The sequence below is a fragment of the Microbacterium barkeri genome (assembly GCF_027921765.1).
GTDB lineage: Bacteria > Actinomycetota > Actinomycetes > Actinomycetales > Microbacteriaceae > Microbacterium > Microbacterium barkeri.
Genome location: NZ_BSEJ01000009.1, coordinates 119,805 through 145,399, shown reverse-complemented (window position 1 = coordinate 145,399; position 25,595 = coordinate 119,805). Strand labels below are relative to the sequence as shown.

Annotated in this window: 19 protein-coding genes; 11 read left to right on the top strand and 8 right to left on the bottom strand. The window is 73.1% G+C overall.

The features are described from left to right. Positions 1-12: 12 nt before the first annotated feature. The 3 genes from PKE79_RS10600 to PKE79_RS10590 form a co-directional block, all read right to left on the bottom strand. The gene (locus PKE79_RS10600) at positions 13-1,419 is read right to left on the bottom strand and encodes a ricin-type beta-trefoil lectin domain protein (protein ID WP_271173670.1); all 1,407 of its coding nucleotides are present in this window, start codon (positions 1,417-1,419) and stop codon (positions 13-15) included. A gap of 385 nt (positions 1,420-1,804) precedes the next feature. Beyond that, positions 1,805-1,984: a hypothetical protein gene (locus PKE79_RS10595; protein WP_271173669.1), complete on the bottom strand. Its 180-nt coding sequence runs from the start codon at positions 1,982-1,984 to the stop codon at positions 1,805-1,807. 27 nt (positions 1,985-2,011) lie between these two features. Further along, positions 2,012-3,514: a PucR family transcriptional regulator gene (locus tag PKE79_RS10590; protein WP_271173668.1), complete on the bottom strand. Its 1,503-nt coding sequence runs from the start codon at positions 3,512-3,514 to the stop codon at positions 2,012-2,014. An 84-nt stretch (positions 3,515-3,598) separates the two neighbouring features. Between PKE79_RS10590 and gabT the strand changes: the two genes are divergently transcribed. From gabT to PKE79_RS10560, 6 genes are read left to right on the top strand one after another with little or no spacing between them, the layout of a single operon-like run. Beyond that, positions 3,599-4,951, top strand: a complete 1,353-nt coding sequence (gene gabT / locus PKE79_RS10585) for a 4-aminobutyrate--2-oxoglutarate transaminase (protein WP_271173667.1) — start codon at positions 3,599-3,601, stop codon at positions 4,949-4,951. Between the two features lie 26 nt (positions 4,952-4,977). Next, positions 4,978-6,336, top strand: coding sequence for a flavin monoamine oxidase family protein (locus PKE79_RS10580; RefSeq protein ID WP_271173666.1), 1,359 nt, complete (start codon positions 4,978-4,980; stop codon positions 6,334-6,336). Then, positions 6,333-7,208: a universal stress protein gene (locus PKE79_RS10575; RefSeq protein ID WP_271173665.1), complete on the top strand. Its 876-nt coding sequence runs from the start codon at positions 6,333-6,335 to the stop codon at positions 7,206-7,208. Before PKE79_RS10580 ends, PKE79_RS10575 begins: the two co-directional genes overlap by 4 nt. Positions 7,209-7,212: 4 nt before the next feature. After that, positions 7,213-8,760 (top strand): APC family permease, encoded by a 1,548-nt coding sequence (locus PKE79_RS10570; protein ID WP_271173664.1) that lies wholly within the window; start codon positions 7,213-7,215, stop codon positions 8,758-8,760. A gap of 37 nt (positions 8,761-8,797) precedes the next feature. Next, complete coding sequence (locus PKE79_RS10565; protein ID WP_271173663.1) at positions 8,798-10,264, top strand: NAD-dependent succinate-semialdehyde dehydrogenase; 1,467 nt, start codon at positions 8,798-8,800, stop codon at positions 10,262-10,264. A gap of 19 nt (positions 10,265-10,283) precedes the next feature. Then, positions 10,284-11,645: an NAD-dependent succinate-semialdehyde dehydrogenase gene (locus tag PKE79_RS10560; RefSeq protein WP_271173662.1), complete on the top strand. Its 1,362-nt coding sequence runs from the start codon at positions 10,284-10,286 to the stop codon at positions 11,643-11,645. A 110-nt stretch (positions 11,646-11,755) separates the two neighbouring features. Here the strand turns inward: PKE79_RS10560 and PKE79_RS10555 are convergent, their stop codons facing one another. After that, a complete protein-coding gene (locus tag PKE79_RS10555) occupies positions 11,756-13,456 on the bottom strand; it encodes an amidase (RefSeq protein ID WP_271173661.1) in 1,701 nt (566 codons plus the stop codon). Further along, positions 13,456-14,493, bottom strand: a complete 1,038-nt coding sequence (locus PKE79_RS10550; protein ID WP_271173660.1) for an agmatine deiminase family protein — start codon at positions 14,491-14,493, stop codon at positions 13,456-13,458. The genes PKE79_RS10555 and PKE79_RS10550 overlap by 1 nt, the downstream gene beginning before the upstream one ends. A gap of 64 nt (positions 14,494-14,557) precedes the next feature. Between PKE79_RS10550 and PKE79_RS10545 the strand changes: the two genes are divergently transcribed. Further along, entirely contained in the window at positions 14,558-15,169 is a 612-nt protein-coding gene (locus PKE79_RS10545; protein WP_271173659.1) for a TetR/AcrR family transcriptional regulator, read from the top strand. 143 nt (positions 15,170-15,312) lie between these two features. Here the strand turns inward: PKE79_RS10545 and PKE79_RS10540 are convergent, their stop codons facing one another. Further along, a complete protein-coding gene (locus PKE79_RS10540; protein ID WP_271173658.1) occupies positions 15,313-16,911 on the bottom strand; it encodes an amidohydrolase in 1,599 nt (532 codons plus the stop codon). Further along, positions 16,911-18,152 carry an MFS transporter gene (locus tag PKE79_RS10535; RefSeq protein ID WP_271173657.1) on the bottom strand — a complete coding sequence of 414 codons (1,242 nt, stop codon included), beginning with the start codon at positions 18,150-18,152 and terminating at the stop codon, positions 16,911-16,913. The genes PKE79_RS10540 and PKE79_RS10535 overlap by 1 nt, the downstream gene beginning before the upstream one ends. 186 nt (positions 18,153-18,338) lie before the next feature. Here PKE79_RS10535 and PKE79_RS10530 point away from each other — a divergent pair, with 186 nt between their 5' ends. From PKE79_RS10530 to PKE79_RS10520, 3 genes are all read left to right on the top strand, one after another. Then, complete coding sequence (locus PKE79_RS10530) at positions 18,339-18,941, top strand: TetR/AcrR family transcriptional regulator C-terminal domain-containing protein (protein ID WP_271173656.1); 603 nt, start codon at positions 18,339-18,341, stop codon at positions 18,939-18,941. Between the two features lie 146 nt (positions 18,942-19,087). Continuing rightward, complete coding sequence (locus PKE79_RS10525) at positions 19,088-23,020, top strand: Pls/PosA family non-ribosomal peptide synthetase (RefSeq protein ID WP_271173655.1); 3,933 nt, start codon at positions 19,088-19,090, stop codon at positions 23,018-23,020. After that, positions 23,017-24,348 carry a M1 family metallopeptidase gene (locus tag PKE79_RS10520; RefSeq protein ID WP_271173654.1) on the top strand — a complete coding sequence of 444 codons (1,332 nt, stop codon included), beginning with the start codon at positions 23,017-23,019 and terminating at the stop codon, positions 24,346-24,348. The genes PKE79_RS10525 and PKE79_RS10520 overlap by 4 nt, the downstream gene beginning before the upstream one ends. On the opposite strand, the gene PKE79_RS10515 is transcribed toward PKE79_RS10520, so the two are convergent. Then, entirely contained in the window at positions 24,336-24,911 is a 576-nt protein-coding gene (locus PKE79_RS10515; RefSeq protein ID WP_271173653.1) for a 4'-phosphopantetheinyl transferase family protein, read from the bottom strand. The genes PKE79_RS10520 and PKE79_RS10515 overlap by 13 nt on opposite strands. Positions 24,912-24,946: 35 nt before the next feature. Between PKE79_RS10515 and PKE79_RS10510 the strand changes: the two genes are divergently transcribed. Next, positions 24,947-25,555, top strand: coding sequence for a GNAT family N-acetyltransferase (locus PKE79_RS10510; RefSeq protein WP_309299971.1), 609 nt, complete (start codon positions 24,947-24,949; stop codon positions 25,553-25,555). The last annotated feature ends 40 nt before the right edge of the window (positions 25,556-25,595 follow it).

Below are 25,595 nucleotides of genomic sequence, written 5' to 3'. Positions count from 1 at the left end.
ACGCGGATGGCGTCAGCCGCGGCTCCAGCGCTGGGTCGCGCTCGTCGCGTCGCAGGTCTCGAGCGCGAGCGACCACTCCGTCTCCGAGGTCGCGACGCACAGTGCCGGATCGGCGAGGCTCGCGATGGTGCCGTCGGCTCGGAACTCCCAGAACTGGGTCGACTCGCCGGAGCAGTCCTCGATCGACAGGCCGCTTCCGGCGGCGAGCGCCCCGGCCACGTCGACGCACATGTCGCTGTAGACCGTGATCTCACCCTCGGGCGTCGCGTGGAACGACTGGTTCGCACCGCCGTTGCAGTTCCACAGGCCCAGCATCGTCCCGGGTGTGGACGAGGCGCCGGGCACGTCGATGCAGACGCCGTGCTGCTCGCTCACGATCGGCTCGCCGGGAGGGGCGGGCGGGAGGTCGTTGAGCTGCTCGTCCTTCAGCAGGCCCCAGCCCCACTGCAGCTGGGCCAGCCCGGACTCGTTCGTCACCTCGAGGTCGCCGTCGCCGACGAGCTCGGTGAGCGTGTACGAGTCGTTCGTGCGCAGGCCCGGCCAGTAGACGACGCCCATTCCCTGGTCGCGCGTCACCTCCGTGAGCGCGCCGAGGTACGACGTGGACACGTCGCCCGTGTGATTGCCGTAGTTCAGCCCCGTCGTCATCGGCGCGCCGGCCTCGCTCACGAGCGTGCGCCATCCGTACTCGCCGATCCGCGGCAGCAGGTTCTGCTTCCACTCCTCCTCGGTCGTGTGATCCGCCCAGAAGCCGTAGAAGTGCAGCGACAGGAGCGTGCCCTCGAGCTCCTCGGCCGCGCCGACGCCGGTGACGTCGTCGTTGTAGCCCGTTCCCGAGACGATCACGCGCGAGCGCGGAACATCGTCGTGCGCCTCCAGCCAGTCGACGTTCAGATCGACCCACTCGTCGAGCGAGTAGCCGAACGGCTCGTTCATCACCTCGAAGTACACGTGCGGGTTGCGCTCGTACGCGTCGACGACCGTGTCCCACATCTCGTCGAACGCAGCCGGGTCGTCGGCTCGGCCGTCCTTGGCGTTGTCGGCCTCCCAGTAGCTGAGGATGACGTCGAAGCCGTGGCGGGTGGCCGCGTCGATCGCGCCGCGATACGAGTCCCACCACTCCGTTCCGACGCTGGACGGGTTGATCGGCAGGCGCACGGTGTTCGCGCGCAGCTCGTGTCGGAACTCCGAGACGATGTCTGACGCCTTCTCATACGTCGTCCGGTAGTCGTCCGCTGTGCTGAGCCCGGATGGCACGACCTCGTCGTCCGCGTAGTTGTCGCGGGGGTCGGCCCAGTTGACGCCGCGGAACTCGCTCGTCCCCTTGGGCCCGCTCGTCGGGGCGGCGGTCGCGCTGGCGGCGACGCCTCCGGTCAGCAGCAGGCCGGCCGCTACCGCGATCCCGAGTGCTCTCTTCATCGATCAGTACTCCATTCCGGCGCAGCGTCGCGCCATGGGTGACAGCGGATGGCGCGCAATGGTTGCGCAAACATCCGCCGCGGACAGCGTAGCCGACGATCGCGGATCTGTCGCGGCCGCGGCGGGTTCCCGGGCGAGTGTGCCGGTTGGCGCCGATGGGGCAGGCAGGGGCGCGGCTTTCGGCGCAGGATCGACACCCGGCGCGGGCGGCAGCGCCTCGGCGCCGGGCGCGACGCTCGGTGAGGCGGGCGCTGGGGCAGAGGGGCACTCGGCGCAGAAGTGCGCCGTGGGCAGAAGGGCGCCGTGGGCAGAAGGTCACCCACGTCGTCGAGACCCAGATCCACCACGCGGCGCCGAGCAGGATGCTGCCCTCGAGCGCCTCGTCTCAGTCGCCGCGCGAGCCCAGGTGCTCGATGAGCCGCAGGACGAGCGTGATGAGCCCGGCGAGCCCGACGAGCGCGAGCACGGCGCCGAGCAGGCGCGGCGGGCCGCCCGCCGCGACGACGAGCGCGATGCCGACCGCGAGCAGGACGAGCGAGAGCGCGGCCAGGCGCGTGGTCGACATCCGCCTCAGCATCCCGCCACCCTAGCGTCAGCGCGCCGCCAGCAGCGCGACCCAGATCTCGGCGCGCGCCGCGAACGACTGGAGGTCGCGCTCGAGCAGCCGCTCGGCGAGGCGGATGCGGGTGCGCACGGTGTGACGGTGCACGCCGAGCGCCCGGGCGGCGTCGTCGTAGCGCGCATCGTGCAGGAGCCAGATCCGCAGCGTGTCGAGGATGGCGGTGCCGTGCACATCGTCATGTCGCACGATGGGGGACAAAACTGTGCGCGCCACGTTCGCGGCCTCGGGGGAGAGGGTGCTCAGCACCCCGGCGGATGCGACATCGGCGAAGCGCGTGACGCCCTCGCCTCGATCGCGCGCGATGCGCGCCTCGTCGAGCGACGCCGCGAAGGACGCGAGGGGGCCGGGCTCCGAAACCCCGACCGCGACGTCGAAGCGCTCGGCGAGCTCGTCGAGCGCGAGCGGGGCATCCGCCGTGTGGACGAGAGCGATCCCGCCCTCGGGGTCGCTCCCGAAGAAGAAGCTCCCCTGCTCGCGGCCCGCGCGCAGCTCGAGGAACGCGGCGAGGGCATCCGGCGCTTCATCGGTGACCGCGACGACGACCGGGTCGGCCGGCAGGCCGCCCCACGCGGCATCGCCGATCTCCCCCGCGAGCGCGGTGTCGCCGGTGAGGAGCGCCCGCACGACGCCCGCGCGGAGCGTGCCGCGGGCACGCGCGAGGGCCTCGTTCTGCTCGAGCGCGAACCCCGTCATCGCGACGACCGCCGTGACGACGCTGCGAGCCTCCTCGTCGAGCGCCTCGGCCCCGATGACGAGCGCGCCTCGCAGCGTGCCGCCCGGTCCGAGCGTCTGGAGCGTGAACGAGCGGCCGCCGACGCGGATCACCGCGGCAGCGCTCGCCCCGCGCGCGAGCATCGTCTCGCACTCCTGCTGCACACGCTCGGCCAGCGCGGTCTCGAGCGGCGCCGAGGCGCGCACGGGGGCCGCCGCGGAGTCGAACAGTCCCACCCATGCGCCCAGCTGCCGCGAGAGCTCGGAGATCGCCGAGCCGAGGCCATCCCGCCGCAGGGCGGCGAGGGCGACCGCCCGCTGCGCCGACAGCGCCCAGGTGCGCCGAGCGTACGCTCCCGCGGCGATCGCCTCGGCGACCGCGCGCGCGACCGCGATGAACGGCGTGCGGTAGGGCACCTCGAACAGCGGCACGCCGTGCGCCTCGCACGCGGCCGAGAGCGCTTCGGGGATGCCGGTGCGGGCGACCTCGGTGCCGAAGCCGAGCGCGACCACGCCGCGATGCGCGAGCCGGCGGACGTACTCCTCGTACTGCGCGGCGTCGTCTCCGGAGAACTGCGTCCCGGTCGTGAGGAGCACCATCTCCTCCGCGAGGAAGGGCGTCGGGTCCGCCAGATCCGAGCTGTGCACCCAGCGGATGGGCTGCTCGAGCGCGCCGTGCGACGCGGACGCGAGGCGCAGGGCGAGGTCGCCGCGCGAGAGCAGGGCGCGGAGCGTGGGGGCGGATGGTGCGGGCTGAGACATCGTGTACAGAGCGTATAGCGAATGCATCGATTCTGTACCGCACGGCGAATGCAGCGACTTCGGGCCCGGTCGTACGCTCGCGGCATGACCACCTCTACCCTCGCCACCGCTGTGGGCGGCCCGGCCCTGCCTCAGGAGCGCCGCCTCGTCACCTCGATCCCCGGCCCGCGCTCGCAGGCGCTGCTCGCGCGCAAGGCCGATGCGGTCGCCGCGGGCGTCGGCCACACCGCGCCCATCTCGGCCGTCGCGGCCGGCGGCGGCGTCGTCGTCGACGCCGACGGCAACTCGCTCATCGACCTCGGCTCCGGCATCGCCGTGACGACGGTGGGCAACGCGCACCCCAAGGTCGTCGAGGCCGTGCAGGCGCAGGTCGCCGCCTTCACGCACACCTGCTTCATGGTCTCGCCGTACGAGTCGTACGTCGCCGTCGCCGAGGCGCTCAACCGCCTCATCCCGGGCGACCACGCGAAGAAGTCCGCCCTGTTCAACTCCGGCGCCGAGGCCGTCGAGAACGCGGTCAAGATCGCGCGCAAGCACACGGGGCGCCAGGCCGTCGTCGCGTTCGACCACGGCTACCACGGCCGCACGAACCTCACGATGGCGCTCACCGCGAAGTCGATGCCCTACAAGAGCGGCTTCGGCCCGTTCGCGCCCGAGGTGTACCGCGCCCCGCTGTCGTACCCCTACCGCGACGGCCTGTCCGGCGCCGAGGCGGCGAAGCGCGCGATCTCGCAGATCGAGAAGCAGATCGGCGCCGACAACCTCGCCGCCGTCATCATCGAGCCCATCCAGGGCGAGGGCGGCTTCATCGTCCCGGCCGACGGGTTCCTCCCCGCGATCGTCGACTGGTGCCGCTCGAACGGCGTCGTCTTCATCGCCGACGAGGTGCAGACCGGCTTCGGCCGCACGGGCGCGATGTTCGCGAGCGAGCACTTCGGCATCGTCCCTGACCTCATCACGACCGCCAAGGGCATCGCGGCCGGCCTGCCGCTGGCCGCCGTCACGGGACGCGCCGAGATCATGGACGCCTCGCACGCGGGCGGGCTCGGGGGCACCTACGGCGGCAACCCCATCGCGTGCGCGGCCGCGCTCGCGGCGATCGACGTGTTCGAGAACGACGACCTCATCTCCCGCGCACGGGAGATCGGCGACCTCATCAAGGGCCGCTTCACCGAGCTGCAGGCGGGCGACGCGCGCATCGGCGACGTCCGCGGCCTGGGCGCGATGATCGCGGTCGAGTTCGTGAACGCCGAGACGGGCGAGCCCGACGCGGCGCTCACCGCCGCGGTGGCGAAGGCGGCCATCGCGCAGGGCGTCATCGTCCTGACCTGCGGAACCTACGGCAACGTCATCCGGTTCCTGCCCCCGCTCTCGATCGACGACGCGCTGCTCGCCGAGGGTCTCGGCGTCGTCGCCGACGCGCTGGCCGCGGCCTGACGGACGACCGGAAGAAGGAGAACGACATGACGGAGATCACACGCGACGTCGTCATCGTGGGCGCGGGAGCGGCTGGAACGACGGCGGCGAACGAGCTGAAGAAGGCCGGTCTGTCGGTCGCCGTGCTCGAGGCGCGCGACCGCGTCGGCGGCCGGCTGTGGACCGACGTCGTCGACGGGGCGATGCTCGAGATCGGCGGCCAGTGGGTGTCGCCCGACCAGGACGCGCTCAAGGAGACGATCGCCGAGCTCGGTCTCGAGACCTACAGCCGCTATCGCGAGGGCGAGAGCGTCTACGTCGACGCCGACGGCAAGCTCACCCGCTTCACGGGCGAGATCTTCCCCGTGGCGCCCGAGACCGAGAAGGTCATGGTCGAGCTCATCGAGAAGCTCGACCGCCTGACGGCCGAGATCGACCCCGCGCGCCCGTGGGAGCACCCCGACGCCGAGGCGCTCGACACGATCTCGTTCGAGGGCTGGCTCGCGCGCGAGACCGACGACCAGGAGGCGCGCGACAACATCGCGCTCTTCATCGCGGGCGCGATGCTCACCAAGCCCGCCCACGCGTTCTCGGCTCTGCAGGCCCTGCACATGGCGGCGAGCGCCGGGAGCTTCTCGAACCTCGTCGACGCCGACTTCATCCTCGACAAGCGCGTGGTGGGCGGCCTGCAGCAGGTGCCGCAGCTGCTCGCCGAGCGCCTCGGCGACGACGTGCACCTGAACGCGCCCGTCCGCACGCTCCGGTGGGGCGCCGACGGCGTGATCGCGGAGGCCGACGGCATCACCGTCCGCGCCAAGTACGCGATCCTCGCGCACGCGCCGGTCCTCTACGACCGCATCTCGTTCGTGCCCGCGCTCCCGCGCCGCCAGCACCAGCTGCACCAGCACCTGTCGATGGGCTTCGTCATCAAGGTGCACGCCGTCTACGACCGGCCGTTCTGGCGCGAGCAGGGGCTCTCGGCGACCGCCTTCAGCCCGTACGAGCTGTGCCACGAGGCGTACGACAACACCAACCACGGCGACGAGCGCGGCACCCTCGTCGGCTTCGTGTCCGACAAGAACGCCGACGGCGTGTTCGAGCTCTCGGCCGAGGAGCGCAAGGAGCGCATCCTCGAGTCGATCTCGCACTACTACGGCCCCGAGGCGAAGAACCCCGTCGTCTACTACGAGAGCGACTGGGGCTCGGAGGAGTGGACGCGCGGCGCCTACGCCGCGAGCTTCGACCTGGGCGGCCTGCACCGCTACGGCAAGGATCAGTCGGCGCCGGTCGGCCCGATCCACTTCGCGTGCAGCGACCTCGCCGGCCTCGGCTACCAGCACGTGGACGGCGCGATCCGCATGGGCCGCCTCGCCGCCGCCGACATCATCGAGCGGTCCCGCTCATGACCGCGGCGCTGGTCGTCGGCTACACCGCCACCCCCGCGGGCGCGGATGCCGTCGCGCTCGCGGGCCGTCTCGCCGCCGCGACCGGCGCGAGCGTCGAGATCGTCATGGTGCTGCCGTCCGAGGGCCGCAACGCCCTGACGCCGCCCGACGCGTCCTACGACGAATACGTCCGCGCGCAGGCGCGCGAGTGGCTGCGCGACGCAGCCGCCTCGCTCCCCGAAGGCCTCGATCACCGTGCGCACGTGCGCACGGCCGAGTCCTTCGGGGAGGGCCTCCTCGCCGCCGCGCGTGAGTTCCGCGCGTCGCACATCGTCGTCGGCGCCGCCGACGGCGGCCTCCGCGGCCGCCACCGCCTCGGGTCCGTGGCGAACGAGCTGCTGCACTCGTCCGACATCCCCGTCGTCCTCGCGCCAGCGGGCTCCGTCGACGTGACGGCGCCCCTCGACCGCGTGACAGTCGCGATCGGCACCCGCCCGGGCGCCGACGTCCTCCTCGAGGATGCCGCAGCGCTCGCCGCGGCCGCTCGCGTGCCGCTGCGTCTCGTCTCGCTCGTCACGGTGGACCTCCCCGCGGGCGTGCAGACGTCCGCCATCCGCGTCGTCGGCGCCTCCCACGCCGATGCCGTCCTCGAGGCCGCGCGCGCCGAGCTCCCGGCCGATGTGCCCGTCGACGTCGTCGTCGCCGAGGGCGACTCGATCGAGGACGCCGTCACCCGCCTCGCCTGGCAGCCGGGCGAGGTCGTGTTCGTCGGCTCGAGCCGTCTCGCACGCCCCCGCTTCCTGTTCCTCGGCTCGACCGCGGCGAAGATGCTGCACGAGCTGCCCGTCCCGATGATCGTCGTCTCGCGCACCCGCGCGCCTGAAGAATCCTGAGCGCATGAGCCAGAACCCGCACACCGTCGTGTCTGATCCCGTCACCACCGGCATCTCGAGCAAGGGCCTGAGCGCCGGGACGCTCGGGCTGATCGGCGCTGTCGTCCTCGGTGTCTCCACCGTGGCGCCCGCCTACACGTTCACGGCCGCGATCGGCCCGACCGCGTCCGAGGTCGGCACGCAGGTGCCCGCGACCATCATCGTGGGCTTCATCCCGATGCTCCTCGTCGCCTTCGGCTACCGCGAGCTCAACCGCGTCATGCCCGACTCGGGCACCTCGTTCACGTGGGCGACGCGCGCCTTCGGGCCCTGGATCGGCTGGATGGCCGGGTGGGGCCTGATCGCCGCGACCATCCTCGTCCTGTCGAACCTCGCGGGCATCGCGGTCGACTTCCTCTTCCTTCTGATCAGCCAGATCACGGGCAACGCCGAGATCGCGGAGCTGACCCGGAACCCGTTCATCAACGTGGGCGTCTGCCTGCTGTTCGTGCTCGCGGCGACGTGGGTCTCGTACCGCGACCTGCAGACGTCGCAGCGCCTCCAGTACGTGCTCGTGGGCTTCCAGGTCGTCGTGCTCGTGGTGTTCGCGATCACGGCGATCACGCGCGCCGCGTCGGGTGACGCGTTCGACCCGACGCCGTTCGACCCGAACTGGTTCAACCCGTTCGCCGTCCCCTCGTTCAGCGCGGCCGTCGCCGGCCTGTCGCTGTCGATCTTCATCTTCTGGGGATGGGACCTCGTGCTCACGATGAACGAGGAGACGAAGAACCCCGAGAAGACCCCGGGCCGCGCCGCCACCGTCGTCGTGCTCGTGGTCGTGTTCCTGTACCTCATCCTCGGCATCGGCATGGTGATGTTCGCGGGCGTCGGCGACGGCGAGCTCGGCCTCGGCAACCCCGACATCCAGGAGAACGTGTTCTTCGCGCTGTCGAACCCGATCATGGGCTCGCTGGGCTTCCTCGTCTCGCTCGCGGTGCTCACGAGCTCGGCGTCGTCGCTGCAGGCCACGTTCGCGTCGCCCACCCGCACGATGCTCGCCATGGGCCACTACGGAGCGCTCCCGAAGAAGTTCGGCTCCGTGCACCCGCGGTTCTTCAGTCCCGGATACTCGACGATCGTCGCGGCGATCGTGACGAGCGTGTTCTACGCCGTCATGCGCTTCGTGAGCGAGAACACCCTGTGGGACACGATCCTCGCGCTCGGCATGCTCATCTGCTTCTACTACGGGCTGACCGCCTTCGCGTGCGTCTGGTACTTCCGCCGGCAGTGGTTCGACTCCGTGCGCAACGTCTTCTTCATGCTGCTGTTCCCGCTCGTCGGCGGGATCATCCTGGCCATCCTCTTCGTGACGACCCTCATCGACACGATGGACCCGGCCTACGGAAGCGGCTCGCAGATCGGCGGCATCGGCCTCGTCTTCATCCTCGGCATCGCCGTCATCGTCATCGGCATCGCGCTGATGCTGTGGCAGGCGGCGCGCGAGCCCGCGTTCTTCCGCGGCAGCGTGCTGACCATGGACGCGCCGCCCAGCCTCCGCGGCACCCGCCGCTGAACCGACCTCACCGACCATCCACCCGGAAGGAACCGACATGACGAACGACCGCGAGAGCGCCCTGCTGGCCTCGGTGCCGACCCGTCTGTTCATCGGCGGCGAGTGGGTCGACGCCCCCGAGGGCGCGACCTTCGACGTCCACGACCCCTCGACGAACGAGGTGATCGCCCGCGTCGCGGACGCGACCGCCGAGGACGGCACCCGCGCCCTCGACGCCGCGGTCGCCGCGCAGGACGCCTGGGCGGCCACCGCGCCCCGCACGCGCAGCGACATCCTGCGCCGCGCCTGGGAGCTCGTGCAGGAGCGCAAGGAGGACATCGCCCTCCTCATGACGCTCGAGATGGGCAAGCCGCTCGCGGAGGCGCGCGGCGAGGTCGTCTACGGCGGCGAGTTCCTGCGCTGGTTCAGCGAGGAGGCGGTGCGCATCACGGGCCGCTACGGCCTGAACCCGGAGGGCACCGGCCGGATGGTCGTGTCGCAGCGCCCCGTGGGCCCCTCGTTCTTCATCACCCCGTGGAACTTCCCGTTCGCGATGGCCACGCGCAAGATCGCGCCCGCGCTCGCCGCCGGCTGCACGGTCGTCATCAAGCCCCCGCAGCTCACGCCCCTCACGACGCTGTTCTTCACGCAGCTCCTCGTCGAGGCCGGCGTGCCCGCGGGCGTCGTGAACGTCGTCACGTCGGCGTCGTCGCGCCGCGTCTCGGCGCCGATCATCTCCGACCCGCGACTGCGCAAGCTGTCGTTCACGGGCTCGACCGAGGTCGGCCGCCAGCTCATCGCGCAGGCCGCCGAGGGCGTGCTGCGCGTCTCGATGGAGCTCGGCGGCAACGCGCCGTTCGTCGTCTTCGAGGACGCCGATCTCGACAAGGCCGTGGAGGGCGCCCTCGCGGCGAAGTTCCGCAACATCGGGCAGGCGTGCACCGCGGCCAACCGCTTCATCGTGCACGAGTCCATCGCCGACGCCTTCGCGGCCAAGGTCACCGAGCGCGTCCAGGCGATGCGGATCGGCCGCGGCACCGAGGACGGAGTGGCCATCGGCCCGCTCATCGACGCCGACGCGGTCGCGAAGGCCGACGAGCTCGTGACGGACGCGACCGACCGCGGCGCCACGGTGCTCACGGGCGGCGAGAAGCTCGACGGCCCCGGGACGTTCTACGCGCCCACGGTGCTCACCGGAGTCACCGCAGGCAGCGCCATCCTGCGCGAGGAGATCTTCGGACCCGTCCTCGCGATCGCGACCTTCGCCGACGAGGACGAGGCGGTCCGCCTCGCGAACGACACCGAGTACGGCCTCGTGTCGTACGTCTACACGCAGGACCTGGCTCGCGGCCACCGGATGATCGACCGCCTCGAGACCGGCATGATGGGGCTCAACGCCGGCGTCGTCTCGAACGCGGCCGCTCCGTTCGGCGGCGTCAAGCAGTCCGGCGTCGGACGCGAGGGCGGGCTCGAGGGCATCCACGAGTACCTGTCGACGAAGTACACCCTCATCCCCAACGACTGAACGCCACGAGAGGAACATCATGAGCGACTACGCCGTCGTCGATCCCGCAACGGGCGAGACCGTCGCCGAGTACGACACCTTCACGGACGCGCAGATCCAGGACGCGATCGCCCGCGCGAGCGAGGGCGCCCGCGCCTGGGCGGCGCTCTCGGTCGCCGACCGGGCCGCGGCCGTCCGCCGTGCCGCCGCCCTGCACCGCGAGCGCCGCGACGCCCTCGCCGCGACGATCGTGCGCGAGATGGGCAAGCCGCTCGAGGCCGCGCTCGGCGAGGTCGACTTCTCGGCCGACATCATCGAGTACTACGCCGACAACGCCGAGGCGATCACGCGCGACCAGCCGATCGAGATCCTCGGCGAGGGGAGCGCGGTCATCCGCCGCGCCCCGCTCGGCGTGCTGTTCGGGATCATGCCGTGGAACTTCCCGACCTACCAGGTCGCGCGGTTCGCGGGCCCGAACCTCGTGATCGGGAACGCGATCATCCTCAAGCACGCCCCGCAGTGTCCCGAGTCGGCGGCCGCGCTCGAGGAGATCTTCCGCGACGCGGGCCTGCCCGAGGGCGCCTACGTCAACGTGTACGCGACGAACGAGCAGGCGGCGACGATCATCGCCGACCCGCGCGTCCAGGGCGTCTCGGTGACCGGCTCGGAGCGTGCGGGCTCCGCCGTCGCCGCGCTCGCGGGCCAGCACCTCAAGAAGGTGGCTCTCGAGCTCGGCGGGTCGGACCCGTTCATCGTGCTCTCGGCCGACGACCTCGACGCGGTCGTGCAGGCCGCGGTCGACGCGCGCCTCGACAACAACGGCCAGGCCTGCAACGGCGCCAAGCGGTTCATCGTCGTCGACGGCCTGTACGACGAGTTCCTGTCGAAGTTCTCCTCCGCCATGGAGGCCGCGAAGGTCGGCCACCCGCTCGAGGAGGACACGGTCCTCGGGCCGCTCTCGTCGCTCGCCGCCGCGGAGCGCCTCCAGGAGCAGATCGACCGCGCCGTCGAGCAGGGCGCGCGCCTCGTCGTGGGCGGCAAGCGCGACGGCGCGTACTTCCCCGGCACCGTGCTCACCGACGTGACGCCCGAGATGGACGTCTACCGCGAGGAGCTCTTCGGCCCCGCGGGCGTCGTGTACCGGGTCGCCGATGAGGACGAGGCCGTGCGTCTCGCGAACGACACCCCGTTCGGCCTCGGGTCGTACGTGTTCACGACCGACGCCGAGCAGGCGCAGCGCGTGGCCGACCGCATCGAGGCCGGCATGGTGTACGTCAACATCGTGCTCGCCGACAGCCCCGAGCTGCCCTTCGGCGGCGTCAAGCGCAGCGGCACCTCGCGTGAGCTCGGCCTCCTCGCGGCCGACGAGTTCGTGAACAAGAAGCTCATCCGCGTGGGCTGAGCCGGGTCGGGCGGGCGGATCCGCCCCGCGGCTGCCGCCAGCCCGCCGCCAGCGCGAGAGCCCCGGATGGCCACCACGGCCATCCGGGGCTCTCGCGCGTCGGCGCCGCGTCAGAGCGCGGGCGTCCGCGGCGGCATCGTGCGGCGCGCGCCCGTCGCCTCGAACGCGGCGCCGAGCGCGAGGAGCGCCGCGTCGTCGTACGCGCGGCCGGCGAAGGTGAGGCCCACGGGCATCCCGATGTCCGACATCGTGCCCATCGGAACGGTCACGGTCGGCACGCCGAAGTGGCGGATGGCGAGGTTGCCGTTCGCGACCCACACGCCGTTGCGCCAGCCGAGGTCGGCGGACTCCGGGTTCACGTCCATGTCCGCGCGGCCGACGTCGGCCATCGCGGGGAAGACGACGGCGTCGAGCCCGTTGTCGTCCATCCACTGCTCGAGATCGACGCGGCGGGTCTCCTCGAGGCCGCGCACGCCGCTCTCGAGCTCGGGGATGTCCGTCATCGAAGCCACGGGATGCTCGCGGACGTGCGCGGGGTACGACGCGATGTCGTCGTCGAAGCCCGTGTAGCGGTCGGGCAGCGCGCCCGCGGGACGCGGGAAGATCTGCGCGCCGTCGACCACGTCGAGCGACGGGATGGCCGGATCTCCGTTCGCGCGCAGGAAGTCGTCCCACGCCCACGCGGACAGGTCGACGATCTCGCGGTGGAGGTAGGCGGGCGTGACGAGCCTGCGCGTCGTGATCTTCGGCGCACCGGGCCGGTCGCCCTCGTAGTTCGACACGAGCGGGAAGTCCACCTCCACGACGGTCGCTCCGGCCGCCTCGAGGTCGGCGCGCGCGGCCCGCCACAGCTCCATGACGGACTCGCGCGTGCTGATGCGGCGCCCGGTGGGGCCGCCGATGCCGGGGTCGTCTGAGGTGCCGGCGTCGGGATCGGCGTTGATGTACATGCGCGGCACCCCGAGGCGCTTGCCCCGCAGCGAGGCGCCGTCGGCGAGGGCCGGGTAGGAGGCGGGGCGGATGGCGGACGCCGCGGGGATCCGCACCCACGGCTGCACGCGCCAGAAGTCGCCGCGCGTCTCGGGGTCGTCGGCGACGACGACGTCGAGCACCGCGAGCAGGTCGGCCATCGTGCGCGTGTGCGGCACGACGACGTCCATGGTGGGCACGAGCGGCCAGTTGCCGCGCACCGAGATGACGCCGCGCGAGGGCGTGTACGCGCACAGCGCGTTGCACGATGCGGGCGCGCGCCCGCTCGACCACGTCTCCTCGCCGAGGCCGAACGCCGCGAAGCTCGCGGCGGTCGCCGTGCCCGACCCGTTCGACGAGCCCGACCCGAACGCCGACGTGAGGTACTCGGCGCTGTACGGGCTCTCAGCGCGGCCGTAGAGGCCGCGCTGCATGCCGCCGTTGGCCATCGGGGGCATGTTCGTGAGACCGAGGCAGATCGCGCCGGATGCGCGCAGCCGCTCGATCGTGAACGCGTCGCGCTGGGCGACGAGATCGGCGAAGGCCGGGCTGCCCGACGCGGCCGTGAGGCCCTTCACGAGGTAGCTGTCCTTGGCCGTGTACGGGATGCCGTCCAGCGGACCGAGGAGGCGGCCGGCCGCGCGACGGGCGTCGGACGCGCGTGCCTCGTCGCGGGCATCGGGGTTCCGCACGACGACCGCGTTGAGCGCGGTCGCGGTGCCGGGGGCGTCGAAGGCGTCGATGCGGGCGAGGTAGGCCTCGACGAGCTCGACCGCGGTCGTGCGGCCATGCGCGAGCGCCTGCTGGAGGTCGGCGATGGATGCCTCGAGCACGTCGATCATCAGAGCGCCCCCACCGACGGCTGCTGCTGCGTGATGCAGTGGATGCCGCCGCCGCGCGCGAAGATCTCGCGGGCGTCGACCGTCTTCACGGTGCGGCCCGGGTAGACCTCCGCGAGGATGTCGCGCGCGCGGCCATCCGCCTCGTCCTCGCCGAATCCGCACGCGATGACCCCGTCGTTCACGACGAGGTGGTTGACGTAGCTCCAGTCGACGAAGCCCTCGTCGTCGCGCAGCGTCGCGGGCGCGGGCAGGTCGACGATCTCGAAGGCGCGGCCCGCCGCATCGGTCTGCTGGGCGAGATGCGCGCGCAGCTCGCGCGTCACGGCGTGGTCGGGATGGTCGGGGTCGCGCTGATCGTGGAGCAGGAGGACGCCGGGGGAGGTCAGCGTCGCGACGATGTCGACGTGGCCGTTCGTGCCGAACTCGTCGTAGTCGCGCGTGAGCCCGCGCGGCAGCCAGACGACCTTCGCCGCACCGATCGTGCGGGCGAACTCGGCCTCGACGCGCTCCTTGTCGGCGTACGGGTTGCGACGCGGGTCGAGCTGCACGGTCTCCGTCGCGAGCACGGTGCCCTCGCCGTCGACGTGGATGCCGCCGCCCTCGTTCACGAGCGCCGAGCTGACGATCTCCGCGCCCGCGGCGCGGCCCACGATGCGTCCGAGCTGCGCCGACAGGCGCCATTCCGCCCACGCGGGCGCGCCCCACCCGTTGAAGGTCCAGTCGACGGCGCCGAGGGCGCCCGGGCGCGTGTCGTCGACGACGAAGGTCGGGCCGACGTCGCGCATCCAGAACTCGTCGAGGGGCGCCTCGAGGAGCTCGATGTGCGACGAGAGCATGCGGCGGGCGCGCGCGACCTCGCTCGGGTCGACGACCATCGTGACGGGCTCGAACTCGGCGACGGCGTGCGCGACCGCGCTCCACGCCGTGTAGCCGGCCTCGCGCTCGGCGTCGGTGTCGCCGAGGGTGAATCCCTCTCGGGGGAACGCCATCCAGGTGCGCTCGTGCCGATCCGTCTCTGCGGGCATCCGCCAGGTCATCATCGATCCTCTCGTATATTGATCGTGTGATCAATAACTTGATTCTGACGCTAGGGTGAGGGACATGTCAAGCGAAGCGGCGCCCCCTCGCCGACGTGCTCCGCGCCGCGCTCCCGCGGAGCGCCGCGCCGAGATCGCCGCGGCGGCGCGCGCGATCGCCCTGGCTGATGGGCTGCATGCCGTGACGCTCCGCGCGATCGCCGCCCGGGCATCCGTGACTCCTGCGCTCGTCGCGCACTACGCGCCGGCCATGGAGGAGCTCGTCGCGACGACCTTCGCCGGCATCGTGGGCGACGAGCTCGCCGAGCTCGCTCAGCTCGTCGCGGGGGAGGCCCCGCGGGATGCGCTGCGCGCCCTCATCGAGACCCTCCTCAGCGGGACGCGCGACGACGTCACGGCGGTGTGGGTCGAGGCGTGGGCGCTCGGACGCCGCAGCGATCCGCTCGCCGCCGCGGTGCGCGAGCAGATGGACGCGTGGGCCCGCCTGCTGCGCGAGGTGATCGAGGAGGGAGCGGCCGACGGGTCGTTCCGCGTCGAAGACCCGTCGGCCGCGGCCTGGCAGCTGCTGGGGATGATCGACGGCCTCAACGCGCAGGCCCTCGTGCGGTGGGGCGGCGCGGCAGAGCGCGCCGAGCTGCTGCTGCGCGCCGCCGAGGCCATGCTCGGCGTCCGCTGACCGACCCCGCGCGTCCCGCTCGCAACACCGCCTGTCTCACGCGCACGCATGTCTGCCGCACCCGTAGGCCTGCATGTCTCACTCGTCGCGGGAATGCCGAGGCGTATCCCGCGGCGAGTGAGACATGCAGAGGGGGTGGTGGGTCAGGCCTCGTATGCGATGCGGCCCGCGACGACGGTCGTGACGACGCGCGCGGAGAGGAGTGCCTCCGGCTCGGCGGCGAAGGGGTCCGTGTCGAGCACCGCGAAGTCGGCCGCGGCTCCCGGCACGAGGCGCCCGCGCCATCCGCCGTCGCCGATCGACGCCGCCGTGTCGCGCGTCGCGTGGACGATCGAGCGGTCGAGCGGCAGTGCGAACTGCGGGTGCACGGCCGGCACCGACGTGTCGAGCGCCGACGCGCGCGTCGTGGCGACGTACATGTTCGCGAGCGACGCGTGCGGCGCCGTCGGCGCGTCGGTCGAGAAGGCGAGAAGGGCACCCGCGTCCTCGTACTCGGGCCAGGCGAAGGCGCGCTCGACCCGCTCGTCGTCGAGCTGAGCCGCCCAGTTGGCGAAGATGGCGGGATCCGCGTGAACCGGCTGCATCGACGCCGTGACGCCGAGGCGCGCCATCCGCTCGGCCGTGCCGGGCGCCGCGTACTCGAGATGCTCGATGCGGTGGCGTCGCGGACGCTCCCCGTTCGCGGCGATCGCGTGCTCGATCGCGTCCAGTGCCATCGTGCTCGCGCGGTCGCCGATCGCGTGCATGGCGATCTGCAGTCCCGCGGCATCCGCCGCATCGACCACGGGCCCGAGCCGCTCGGCCGGCCAGATCGGCTCGGCGTTCGTGCCGTCGGCGTACGGATGGCCCATGGCCGCCGTGCACGCGTCGATCGTGCCGTCGAGGATGAGCTTGATGCCGATGACCCGAAGCCACGGCGACGCGGTCGCGGCAGCGAGCTCGGCGGCGCGGGCGACCTGCGCGACGTTCTCCGCATCGTCGCCCGTGTTCGTCACGAACCAGTGCGCGGCCACGCGGATCGGCAGCGTGCCGCCGCGCCGCTCAGCCGCGCGTCGGAACGCCTCGAGCCCGAAGTCGTCGAACGCCATGTCGACGACCCCGGTGACGCCGGTCGCGAGGTACGCGGCGATCACGCGCTCGACCGCCGCGTCGCGCTGCGCGTCGGTCGCCGTCGCGTCGCGATGCGCCCACGCGTACTGCACGGCCGCGGTCTCGTAAAGCAGTCCGGTCGGCTCGCCGTCGGCGTCGCGCTCGATGCGGCCGCCGATGGGGTCGGGCGTGTCCCGCGTGATGCCGAGCTCGGCGAGCGCCGCGGTGTTGACCCAGCACGAGTGGTAGTCGTTCGCGTCGAGGTACACCGGGATGTCGGCGACGGCCTCGTCGATCATCGCGGCGGTCGGCGCTCCGCCGGGGATCGCGTCGAAGAGCCACCCGCGCCCGCGCAGCACGCCGTCGGCACCCGGGCGCGCGTCGCGGAGCCGGCTCTGGATCTCACCGAGCGTGCGGGCGTCGGTCAGACCGACCTGCCCGAGCGCCTCGCCCGTCATGAGCAGGTGGGTGTGCGCGTCGGTGAATCCGGGCAGGACGAGGCGGCCGCCGAGGTCGACTGTCGCATCGGCGGCGGGCGCTCCGCTGGCGTCGCCGACGTACGCGAGCGTGTCGCCGTCGACGACGAGCGCCTCGGCCCAGGCGGGCTCGTCGGCGGTGAAGATGCGGGCGCTGCGGTAGAGGGTGCGGGTCATCAGACGGTCTCCGGGATGGCGGTGCGTGCGGCTCGCTCGAGCCGCGTGGACAGGAGCGCGATCGCGCCCGCGGGGACGGCGAGCACGACGCTCGCGATGGAGAGGGCGGTCGTGAAGCCCTGGTATCCGAGCGCGCCGACGAGGGCCGCGCCGATCACGGGCGTGAGTGCCGAGCCGACGAGGTAGACCGCGAGGAGCGGGCCCGACCAGCGGCCGTCCGCGTCGAGGGCCGCCGAGGTCGAGACGAAGTACATGAAGGCGATCGCGTAGATCGTGTTCCACGCGATGAAGACGACGATGAACGCGGTCTGGTCGGCCATGAAGCCCTCGGCGAACTTGAGGGCGGCGCCCGCGAGCAGCAGGGTCGCGAGCGGCACGGCGCGGCCGAGGCGGTCGCCGACGATCATGAGGAGGATCGAGCCGAGGAGCCCGCCTGCCGTCGCTCCGCTGAGCGCGATGCCGAGGCCCTCGGGCGTGAGACCCGCCTGCTCGGCGCCCATGACTCCCGCCATCGCCCACAGCGAGTCCTCGCTCGCGGCCCAGAGCGCGAACGTGACGAGCAGGGCGAAGCCGGCGATCGTGACGGTGCGCGAGCGCGGCACCGAGGTGCGCACCATGCCGGTGGGCGGGATCTCGATCGGCATGGCCTCGGCGACGGCGGCGCCGGCGTGCGGCTCGAGCACGGGCGCGGCCGGCAGCCAGAGCGACACCGCGAGCCCGATGAGGCAGAAGAGCGCGAGCGCGCCGAACACGTCGATCGGCGCGAGCCCGATGAGAGGGAGCACGGCGAGCACGACGGTGATGACGGCGCGGTTGGCGAGCCCGTTGAAGCCCGCGACGCGATCGGGGTTGCGGAACGCCGCGAGAGCGGCCCCCGAGGCGGCGACCGCGCCGCCCGCGCCGACGCCGCCGGCGAGGAGCCCCGGCAGGATGAGGGGCGGCACGACGGCGGCCGCGCCGAAGCCGAGGAGCCCGAGGGCGAGGCCGCCGCGGGCGACGGTGCGACGGTGCGCTCCCGCGCAGAGCGGGGCGATGGCGAGGCCGGTCACGGCGGTCAGCAGGAGCGTCGCGGTGACGAGCCAGCTCGCCGCGAGGACGTCCATGCCGAGGCCCGACTGGGCCGCCGTGATCATGTACGGCGAGAGGTTGACGCCGAGGTAGCCGGCGATGCCGATCGCGAATGTCGCGGTCGCGGTGGGGAGCCGCAGGGGCACGCGGCTCGTCAGGTCGATGGTTGACATGGGGACTCCAGAGGGGGCACGGCGCTGTGCGCGGAAGCGGATGTGCGGGCCGGCATCGGGTGGTGCGGCTCGGCCGTTTAACGAATGGTGTTCGTCAACGAACGACGTTCGTTATTATGCAGGGAAGAGACGCCGCGCGAAACCCCCGGGCGGCGATCGTGCTCCGATCGGCGGAGAGGGGAGCGCATGGCCAGGCCGTCCACACCGCTGCTGTCGCCCGAGATCATCGGCGACGCGGGGCTCGCGCTGGCCCGGGCGGGGGAGCCGTTCGGCGTCAACGCGATCGCGCGCAGCCTCGGCGTGCGGCCGTCGTCGCTCTACAACCACGCCGACGGCGCCGACGCGATCCTCGAGCTCATGCGGGGGCGCCTCATCGCGTCGTACCGCGTGCAGCCGCAGGGCGTGCCGTGGGACGACTACGTGCTCGAGGTGCTGCGCGCCCAGCGCCGCATGTACGCCGACTACCCGGCTCTCGTCCCGCTGCTCGTCGACCGGACGATCACGAACCCCGACCTCATCGCGTCGTACGACGATCTCGCGACCGTGCTCGTGGACGCGGGCTTCCCCGAGGACGAGGTCCTCACGATCATCGCCGTGATTGACGCCTTCGCGATCGGCTTCGGCCTCGACCTCGCGTCGCCCGACGAGGTCTGGCGCCCCGAGGGCGAGACCCGCACCCTCGGGCGCCTTCTCGAGGGCGGCGCGCGCGGGGAGGCGCGCGCCGCGCGGTCCTTCGAGCTCGGCGCCGCCATCCTCATCGACTCCCTGCGCGCGCGCCTGCCGCGCTGACCTGCGCGCGCGCCTGCCGCGCTGACCGGCGCGACGCGCCCGACCGTCGATGTGCCGCCCCGCGCCGGTCGGCGGTCGTTCACCGATCGGTAACCTGACCCCACGACGATGGCGGCGCACCCGGCGACGCCACGGATGGAGACAGGTTGACCGACACCGCGGCGGCGCAGAGCGCCGTGCTCGATCGCGGCGAGAGCGCCGCACCCCCGCGCACCCTCGTCGACATCCTCGAGGAGACCGCGCGGGCGCATCCGGACGCGTCCGCCATCGAGGATGCCGACGGAGCGCTCAGCTATCGCGAGCTGCTCGCGCAGGTACGGGCCGTCGCCCAGCGCCTGCGGACGCACGGGGTCCGCCGCGGAGACCGCGTCGGCGTGCGGATGGCCTCGGGAACGGCGGAGCTGTACGTCTCGATCCTCGCGGTGCTCGCCGCGGGAGCCGCGTACGTGCCCGTCGACGCGGACGACCCCCAGGAGCGCGCCGACCTCGTGTTCGGCGAGGCGAAGGTGCGCGGCGTCCTCACGGGCGGCGGGCGCTTCGAGCCCACCGACCCGTCCGCCCCGGTCGCCGAGCCCACCGACCCGCCCGCCCCGGCCGCCGAGCCCGCCGAGGACCAGCGTCCCGGCCTCGACGACGACGCCTGGGTCATCTTCACCTCGGGCTCGACGGGCACCCCGAAGGGCGTCGCGGTCTCGCACCGCTCGGCCGCGGCGTTCGTCGACGCCGAGGCGCGCCTCTTCCTCGCCGACGAGCCGCTCGGGCCCGGCGACCGCGTGCTCGCCGGCCTCTCCGTCGCCTTCGACGCGTCGTGCGAGGAGATGTGGCTCGCGTGGCGCTCGGGGGCGTGTCTCGTTCCCGCCCCGCGCTCGCTCGTGCGCTCGGGATCCGACCTCGGCCCGTGGCTGCTCGGCCACGGCATCACGGCCGTCTCGACCGTCCCGACGCTCGCCGCGCTGTGGCCCGCCGACACGATCGAGAACGTGCGCCTCCTCATCTTCGGCGGCGAGGCCTGCCCGCCCGAGCTCGTCGCCCGTCTCGTCGGCGAGGGCCGCGAGGTCTGGAACACCTACGGGCCCACCGAGGCGACCGTCGTGGCGTGCGCGGCGCTCATGCGCGCCGACGAGCCCGTGCGGATCGGCCTTCCGCTCGACGGATGGCAGCTGGCCGTCGTCGACGCCGACGGCCGCCCGGTCGCGGCGGGCGAGCCCGGCGAGCTCATCATCGGCGGGGTCGGCCTCGCGCGCTACCTCGACCCCGCCAAGGACGCCGAGAAGTACGCGCCCATGCCGACTCTCGGGTGGGAGCGGGCGTACCGCTCGGGCGACATGGTGCGTTTCGAGCCCGAAGGCCTCCTCTTCCAGGGCCGCGTCGACGACCAGGTGAAGGTGGGAGGGCGCCGCATCGAGCTGGGCGAGGTCGAGGCCGCGCTCCAGGACCTCCCGGGCGTCGGCGGCGCCGCGGTCGCGGTCCGCAAGACCGCGGCCGGCGTCGACATCCTCGTCGGCTACCTCGTCGCCGATGCCGGCTTCGACCGCGCCGACGCCCGCTCGCGCCTCGCCGAGCGCCTGCCCGCGCCGCTCATCCCCACCCTCGCCGTCATCGACGAGCTGCCGACGCGCACGTCGGGCAAGGTCGACAAGGCCGCGCTGCCGTGGCCGCTCGCGGATGCGGGCGACGCCGACGCCTCCGACCTCGACGACGACGTCGCGTGGCTCGCCGCGCACTGGCAGGCCGTGCTCGGCATCCCCGTCGCCGATCCGGATGCCGACTTCTTCGACCTCGGCGGCGGATCGCTCGCGGCCGCGCAGCTCGTCACGCTCATCCGCGAGACCGCGCCCGAGTTCACGGTCGCCGACGTGTACAGCCACCCGCGTCTCGCCGCGATGGCCGAAGCCGCACTCGACACCGTCGACCCCGAGGCCGCCGGCGGGTTCAGCACGCCCGCGCCGACGCCCCGGCTCACGCAGTGGACCCAGTCGCTCGTCGGGATCCCGCTCTTCATCCTCACCGGCGCCCGCTGGCTCGTGTACGCGCTCACGGCCTCGACTCTCCTGTCGCTCGTCCCCGGGTTCGAGGCCCTCCCGGTCATCGACTGGTGGTGGACGCTCCTCGGGCTCATCGTCTTCGCGACGCCGTTCGGGCGGATGGCGCTGGGCGCGCTGTTCGCGCGGGTGCTGCTCGCGGGACTCCGGCCGGGCGACTACCGCCGCGGGGGCGCGACGCACATGCGCCTCTGGCTCGCCGAGAAGGTCACCGACCAGATCGACCCGGTCGGCCTCGCGGGTGCGCCGTGGGTCACCTACTACGCGCGCGCCCTCGGCGCGAAGATCGGCCGCGACGTCGACCTCCACACCATGCCGCCCGTGACGGGCATGCTCGAGGTCGGCTCGGGCGCCGCGATCGAGCCCGAGGTCGACCTGTCGGGGTACTGGATCGACGGCGAGACCGTGCGCATCGGCGGCATCCGCATCGGCGCCGGCGCGACGATCGGCGCGCGCAGCACCCTCGCTCCGGGAACGAAGATCGGCCAGGGCGCGGAGGTCGGCCCGGGATCCGCCGTGTTCGGCCGCGTGCGCGCGGGGCAGCACTGGTCGGGCTCGCCTGCCGTCCGGGCGGGCGCCGCTACGAGGGGATGGCCGCAGGAGCGCCCGCCCGCACCGCGTCGTCACCTGGCGCTCTATGCGCTGTCGTCGATGGGCCTCGCGCTCCTGCCGATCGTCGCGTTCGCCGCGGGCGGCCTCGTGCTCGCGCTCGGCATGCGCGGGGCAGACGACCTCGCGGAGGCCGCGCTCGCCGCGTTCGCGCTCCTCGTGCCGGCCGTCGTCGTGACGGGCCTCGTCTTCGCCGGCGCGGTCGTCGTGCTCGTGCGGCTGCTCTCGATCGGCCTGCGCGAGGGCACGTATCCCATCCGCAGCGTGCCGGCGTGGCAGGCCTGGAGCATCGAGCGCCTCCTCGACGCCGCGCGCACCGTGCTCTTCCCGATCTACTCGAGCCTCTTCACACCGGTGTGGCTGCGGCTTCTCGGCGCGAAGGTCGGGCGCAACGTCGAGGCGTCGACGGTTCTGCTCCTGCCGTCGATGACGACGATCGACGACGGCGCGTTCCTCGCCGACGACACGATGGTCGCCTCATACGAGCTGCGCGGCGGATGGCTCAGGGTCGCGCCCGCGCGGATCGGCAAGCGGGCCTTCCTTGGCAACTCGGGGATGGCCGCGGCCGGCCACCGCGTTCCCAAGGACGGCCTCGTCGCCGTGCTGTCGGTCGCGCCCATGAAGGCCAAGGCCGGCTCCAGCTGGCTCGGGTCGCCGCCCGTCCGCCTCCGGCGCGTCGTCGCCGAGGTCGACGAGAGCCGCACCTTCCGGCCATCCGTCCGTTTGCGCGTCGCCCGCACGCTGTGGGAGCTGTGCCGCTTCGTGCCCGTCGTGATCACGTGCGGTCTCGGGCTCGGCGTGCTGTTCGCCCTCTATGCGCTCGCCCAGCTGCTCGGCGTGGTCGTCACCCTGCTGCTCTCGGGCGTCGTCATGCTCGCGGCCGGGGCGGTCGCCGCGCTCGTCTCGACCGCCGCCAAGTGGCTCATCGTCGGGCCGATCCGCGCGGGGGAGCAGCCGCTCTGGTCGAGCTTCGTGTGGCGCACGGAGGTCTCGGACACCTTCGTCGAGATGCTCGCCGCGCCGTGGTTCGCGCGGCCCGCGTCGGGCACGCCCGCGCTCGCCGCATGGCTGCGGTCGCTCGGCGCCCGCATCGGCCGCGGCGTCTGGTGCGAGAGCTACTGGCTGCCCGAACCCGACCTCGTCACGCTCGGCGACGGCGCGACGGTCAACCGCGGGTGCGTCGTGCAGACCCACCTGTTCCATGATCGAATCATGAGCATGGACACCGTGACGCTCGAGCCGGGGGCGACCCTCGGCCCCCACAGCGTGATCCTGCCGGCGGCCTCGATCGGCGCGCACGCGACGGTCGGCCCTGCCTCGCTCGTCATGCGCGGCGAGGCCGTGCCCGTCGGCAGCCGCTGGAGCGGCAACCCGATCGGGCCGTGGCGAGCCGTGAAGGTGCGCGCCTACCAGGCGACCGCCTCGTGACGGCCGGCCTGGGCGCCGACCCGTACGTGCCGCGCAGCGGCGACACGCGGTACCGCGTCGAGCGCTACGACGTCGACCTCGACTACCGCATCGCGACGAACCGGCTCGCGGGGCGAGCCGAGATCGCCCTCGTCACGCTCGCGGACACCTCTGTGCTGTCCTTCGACCTCGTCGGGCTGCGCGCGTCGAACGTGCAGGTGCGCGGGCACAAGGTCGCCAAGATGCGCCAGTCGGAGCGCCGCGTGCGCGTCACGCTGTCGGAGGGGCTCCCGGCCGGGACAGCCCTCGACGTCCGCATCGACTACGCGGGTTCGCCGCGGCCGCGCCGGTCTCCCTGGGGTCCGATCGGCTGGGAGGAGCTCGAGGACGGCGTGCTCGTGGCCTCGCAGCCCACCGGCGCGCCGACCTGGTTCCCGTGCAACGACCGCGTCGCCGACAAGGCGCGGTACCGGATCGCGATCGCGTGCGATCAGAACCACCGCGTCGAGGCGACGGGGCGCCGGGTGTCGACGACGACACGCGCGGGGCGCACGACGCACGTCTTCGAGGAGGACACCCCGACGTCGGCCTACCTCGTCACGGTGCAGATCGGGCGCTACGTCTCCCGCCAGATCGCCGAGACGGCCGAGGGGGTCCCGGTCGCCGCGGTGCATCCGCCCGCACTCGCCGCGCGCGTCGACGCCGACCTCGCGGTCGTCCCGCGCATCCTCGAGACGTTCGAGCGGGCCTTCGGGCCCTACCCGATGTCGGTGTGCCGTCTCGTGGTCACCGAGGACGAGCTGGAGATCCCGCTCGAGGCGCAGGGGATGGCCGTGTTCGGCGCGAATCACATCGACGGGCGCGGCGGATCGGAGCGCCTCGTCGCCCACGAGATCGCGCACCAGTGGTTCGGCAACAGCGTGGGCGTCGGGCAGTGGCGCGACATCTGGCTCAACGAGGGCTTCGCGTGCTACGCCGAGTGGATCTGGTCCGAGGCGAAGGGCGGCCCCTCGGCCGACGAGCTCGCACGCACGCACCACGCGCGGCTGCGTCAGCTCCCGCAGGACCTCCTCCTGAGCGACCCGGGGCCCGACCTCATGTTCGACGACCGGGTCTACAAGCGCGGCGCGCTCGCGCTGCACGCCCTGCGTCTGACGATCGGCGATCCGGCGTTCTTCGATCTCGTGCGGGCGTGGACCGCGAACCACCGTCACGGGGTGGCCGCGTCGGCGGACTTCGAGCGGATGGCCGACCCCGTGCTCGCTCCGTGGCTGCACAAGCGCGCGCTGCCCGAGCTGCCGCCGCGCCGGTCCGGCCGCGCAGCGGGCCCAGCGCGTCAGGACGACTGAGTCACCGCGATCGCCGCGACGTGCGCGGCGTCGATCGCGAGGTCGCGCACGTCGTAGACGGCCCCCTCGAGCTCCGCGCGCCATCCGTCGCCCGCCGGGGCGAGCGCGACCGCGGCGGGATCGACGCGCAGGCCGCGGCCATCCGCCTTGAGCACGGCCTCGACCCTGGTCCAGTGCCGCAGCGGATCCTCCCCGGGCGGCACCGGGATGGGCGGCGGCACGCGCAGAGCGCTCGCCGTCTCGACGTCGACCCCCACGCGGCGGCGGGAGACCGCCGCGAGCGATCCGCCATCCGCGTGCGACGTGCTCGCGAAGAGGCGCGCGCCATCCGCCCGCACCTCGGGAGCACCGTGCCGCGCGCCGCAGTCGGGGCAGCGTGCCGGCTCGACGACCGCGCGCTCGTCGAGCAGCGCGCGCAGGGCCGCGCGCCCGCGGAGGAACCGTGCGCGCCGCGGAGCCGTCAGCGCCGCCGCGCGCTCGGCGTCGGCGGACGACAGGGCAGGCAGGGCGGTGTCGGACGCCGCGAGCCACGCGACGCCCGGGGCGACGAGGCGGACGGGCACCTCGCGAGGCTACCGCGCGGGATAGCCTGGCGGTCGTGAGCGAACCCGCCGCGCTGATGCGTCCGTACCGCCCCTCCGATCGCGCCGCCCTCGGCGAGGTGTGCGTGCGCACCGCCGACGCGGGCGGCGACGCGACCGGCCTCCTCGGCGACGACGAGCTGTGGCCCGAGCTCTTCCTGTACCCGTACGTCGACCGTCACCCCGATCTCGCCCTCGTCGTCGAGTCGGGAGGGCGCGCGGCGGGCTACATCGTGTGCGCGCCCGACACGACCGCCTTCGAGACCTGGTTCCGCGACACGTGGTGGCCGCCGCGCGCCGCGCGGTTCCCCGACCCCGGCGATCGTCCCGGGCGCGAAGCCGACCTCCTCCGGTACGCGCATCGCCGGGGCCCCGAGGACCAGCCGCATCTCGCCGCCCATCCCGCGCACCTCCACATCGACCTTCTGCCCGAGCTGCAGGGACAGGGGTGGGGGCGGCGCCTCGTCGAGACCCTGCTCGACGCGCTGCGCGAGCGCGGCGTGCCGGGCGTGCACCTCGCCGCGGATCCCGCGAACACGGGCGCGCTCGCGTTCTACCCTCGCCTGGGGTTCACCCGCGTCGAGAGCGCCCGCGACTCCGCGGTGTTCGTCCGCGCGCTGCGCTGACGCCGCGCGCCCCGCGCGTCATCGCCGGAAACATGCCGTT